General features: G+C 70.7%; 3 protein-coding genes. All 3 read right to left on the bottom strand.

Features of this window, described 5'->3' with window-relative positions; all coding sequences use genetic code 11:
* Positions 1-43 precede the first annotated feature (43 nt).
* The 3 genes from CH341_RS27750 to CH341_RS27740 are packed head-to-tail and all read right to left on the bottom strand — an operon-like array spanning position 44 to position 3,727.
* Positions 44-1,234 (bottom strand): CaiB/BaiF CoA transferase family protein, encoded by a 1,191-nt coding sequence (locus tag CH341_RS27750; RefSeq protein ID WP_111422217.1) that lies wholly within the window; start codon positions 1,232-1,234, stop codon positions 44-46.
* A complete protein-coding gene (locus CH341_RS27745) occupies positions 1,231-2,550 on the bottom strand; it encodes an amidase (RefSeq protein ID WP_170149834.1) in 1,320 nt (439 codons plus the stop codon). Before CH341_RS27745 ends, CH341_RS27750 begins: the two co-directional genes overlap by 4 nt.
* A gap of 7 nt (positions 2,551-2,557) precedes the next feature.
* Positions 2,558-3,727: an acyl-CoA dehydrogenase family protein gene (locus tag CH341_RS27740; protein WP_111422211.1), complete on the bottom strand. Its 1,170-nt coding sequence runs from the start codon at positions 3,725-3,727 to the stop codon at positions 2,558-2,560.
* Between the last annotated feature and the right edge of the window lie 143 nt (positions 3,728-3,870).

Raw genomic sequence — 3,870 nt, 5'->3', positions numbered from 1 at the left:
GACCTGCGGTCCGCGCCCCGGAACGACGGCTCTGCGATCCTCATCAGATCACGCGCTCCTTGCGCAGGGCCTCGATCTCGTCGCCGCCGAGGCCGAGCTCGGCGAAGATCTCGTCGTTGTGCGCGCCGGCGTCCGGCAGCAGCGTGGTCAGCGCCGCCGGGGTGCGCGACAGCTCGATCGGCTGGCCGACCAGCCGCAGCTGCCCGCGCCGCGGATCCTCCACCGGCACGGCCATGCCGAGATGCTGCACCTGCGGATCGGCGAACACCTCGTCGATCGTGTAGATCGGCCCGGCCGGCACATGCGCCTCCTCGAGAGTCGCGAGCCAGTCGCGCGACGTCTTGGTCGCGAACACGGCGGCGATGTGGGCCTTGAGGGCGTCGCGGTGGCGCAGGCGGTTCTCCTGGCAGTCGTAATCGGGATGGGTGGCGAGCCCGGGCTCGCCGATCGCGTCGCAAAAAGCGCGCCACTGGCCCTGGCCGCCGACCCCGATATTGATGTAGCCGTCCGAAGTCTGCACCACGCCCATCGGTGTCGTATAGGGGTGATCGTTGCCGGCCTGCTGCGGCACGTCGCCGTCGACCAGATACTTGGCGGCCTGAAAATCCATCATAGCGATCTGGGCCTGGAGCAGCGACGAGCACACCCACTGGCCCTCGCCGGAGCGCTCGCGCTCGGCCAGCGCCACCATGATGCCGAGCGCCGCGTAAAGTCCGGCGGAGGAGTCCGCGATGGCGATGCCGGCCCGTACCGGGCCTTGGCCGGCGAGGCCCGTCACCCACATCAGCCCGCCCATCCCTTGCGCGATCTGGTCGAAGCCGGGGCGGTGCCGGTAGGGGCCGTCCTGGCCGAAGCCGGAGATGGAGGCGAGGATGATGCGTGGATTGATCGCTTTCAGATCCTCGTAGGCGATGCCGAGTCGCGTCTTCACGTCGGGGCGGAAATTCTCCACCACCACGTCGGCGGTCGCCACCATGCGCTTGAACAGGGCGAGGCCCTTCGGCGACTTCAGGTTCAGCGTCACGGAGCGTTTGTTGCGGTGCAGGTTCTGCATGTCGGCGCCGTGGCGCGCGCCGCTCATGCCCTCGTTGGGATCGACGCCGGCCGGCGCCTCGATCTTGATCACGTCGGCGCCGAAATCGGCGAACACGCGGCAGCAGGTCGGCCCCGCCCGCACGCGGCTGAGATCGAGGATGCGCAGGCCGGCGAGTGCCGACGCGGGAGTCTTGGTCATGCGGCCCATCCTGTCGTGATCTCGTCGGCGACGGCGCGCGGTACCCGCCCGTGAAAATCGGTGCGGGCCTGGAACGCCCGGCCGAGCGCGAGGAGCTGTGCCTCGGCGCCGGGCCGTCCGACGAGCTGGACGCCGACCGGCAGGCCGGCGTCGTCGAAGCCCGCCGGCAGCGCCAGCGCCGGCAGGCCGAGATAGTTGACGAAGCGGGTGAAGCGGCTGAGCGCGTAGAGGCGCTTCGGATCGAAGGCGGGGTCCCCGGGGGTGACCTCGGCGACCCGCGGTGTCGCGACCGGCATCACGGGCAGGATGGCGATGTCGGCGTCGACCAGGGTGCCGCGCAGGAACGCCTCGCACAGCGGCACGCGCGCGGCGAGGGATTCGGCGAGCGCGCGGTCGTCGATGGCGAGGCCCTTGGCGAGGCGCCGGCGCAGCACCGGCTCGGTGCCGGGATCGTCGATCAGCGCGGCGTGGCTGCGGGCGGCTTCGGCCTGCATCACGGCGAGCGCGTGCTGGTCGGCCGCCTCCGGGAAACCGGGATGCGACACCACGTCGATGACGAGCGTCACCAGGATGTCGATCGCCGCCTCGCAGGCCCGCACGATGGCGGGATCGCTGTCGTCGAGGGCCTCGTCGAGCACCACGGCGCGACGCGGGAGCGCGGCGGACCCCGACGGCGACGCCGACAGCACGGGCCAGACCCGCGCCAGATCCGCGGCACTCCGGGCGAACAGGCCGATGGTGTCGAGGCTGGGGGCGAGCGGCATCACGCCGTCGAGCGGCAGCGCGCCCCGCGTGGGCTTCAGCGCCGTCACGCCGCAGCAATGCGCCGGAATCCGCACCGAGCCGCCCGTGTCGGAGCCGAGCGCGACGTCGCAGCAGCCGGCGGCGACCAGCGCGGCCGAGCCGCTCGACGAGCCGCCGACGATGCGATCGAAGTCCCACGGATTGAGCACGCGCCCGCGGGAAGAATTGTGGCCCGAGGGCTCGTAGGCGAGCTCGGTCATCTCGGCGACGGCGACGAGCGTCGCACCGGCGGCGTCGAGCCGGCGCAGCACGGTGGCGCGCTCGCCGATCCCGCTGGACGGCACGGCGCGGCCCCAGCCCGGCGTGTGGAGGCCGGTAGCGATCATGTCCTTGGCGGCATAGGCGAGGCCGGCGAGCGGCCCGTCCTGCCCCGATCCGCCCGGCATCGCGTGAACGACCGCGCCGAGCCGGCGGCCGAGCCCGGCCATCGCGGCGCGGGCGTGCACCAGGGCGGCGCTGCGCTGCGCCTCGTCGCGGGACTCCCAGTCGGCGAACCTCCGGGGCGTCCCCATCGAGACCTCAATAGGAGCGCGGGAGGCCGAGAACGTGCTCTCCCACATAAGCGAGGATCAGGTTGGAGGAGATCGGCGCCACCTGATACAGGCGCGTCTCGCGGAACTTCCGCTCGACGTCGTACTCGGCCGCGAAGCCGAAGCCGCCGAAGGTCTGCAGGCAGGCGTTGGCCGCCTCCCACGAGGCCGCGGCGGCCAGGAGCTTCGCCATGTTGGCCTCGGCGCCGCAGGGCTTGCCGCTGTCGTGCAGGGCGGCGGCGTTGAACCGCATCAGGCTCGCCGCTTCCACGTGGATGTGGGCCTGCGCAATGGGGAACTGGACGCCCTGGTTCTGGCCGATCGGCCGGCCGAACACGACGCGGTCGCGGCCATAGGCGACCGCCTTGTCGACGAACCAGTGGCCGTCGCCGATGCACTCGGCGGCGATCAGGGTGCGCTCGGCATTGAGCCCTTCGAGGATGTAGCGGAAGCCCTCGCCCTCGGTGCCGATCAGATTCTCGGCCGGGATCTCGAGGGAGTCGAAGAACACCTCGTTGGTCTCGTGATTGACCATGTTGCGGATCGGCCGGACCGTCATGCCGGATTTCATCGCCTCGGCGACGTCGACCAGGAACACCGAGAGGCCCTGCGACTTCTTCCTCACCTGATCGAGCGGCGTGGTGCGGGCCAGCAGGATCATCAGGTCCGAATGCTGCAGCCGCGACGTCCACACCTTCTGGCCGTTGACGACCCAGCGGTCGCCTTGCTTGACCGCGGTGGTCTTCAGCTTCGTCGTGTCGGAGCCGGTGGTCGGCTCGGTGACGGCCATCGACTGCATGCGGATCTCGCCGGTGGCGATGCGCGGCAGGATTCGTTGCTTCTGCTCGGCCGAGCCGGCGCGCAGCAGCGTCGACATGTTGTACATCTGCCCGTGGCAGGCGCCCGAATTGCCGCCGGCCCGGTTGATCTCCTCGAGGATGATCGACGCCTCGGTGACGCCGAGGCCGGAGCCGCCGTACTCCTGGGGGATCAGCGCGGCCAGCCAGCCGGCCTGGGTGAGGGCATCGACGAAGGCTTCGGGGTATTCGGCGGTCTCGTCGAGCTTGCGCCAGTACTCGGCCGGAAAGTCGGCGCACAGCGCCCGCACGGCCTCGCGCACGTCCTCGTGGTCGGTCGTCGACGGAATGGTCAGCGGCATCGATGATCCTCGTCTCCGGACGCTAAGGCGCCCGAGGCAGGGTTTGGAATCAGAAATCGGCCGAGCCTCGTTTCGCGGAATTCGAAATGAGGGGCAAGGCGAGGTCCCCTCGATCACGGCAGAAGAAGCCCCGCGCCTCAAGC

It is taken from the genome of Rhodoplanes roseus, from assembly GCF_003258865.1.
Lineage (GTDB): Bacteria > Pseudomonadota > Alphaproteobacteria > Rhizobiales > Xanthobacteraceae > Rhodoplanes > Rhodoplanes roseus.
Note: the sequence above shows the minus strand (reverse complement) of the source record. Positions and strands in the feature narration are given on the sequence as shown.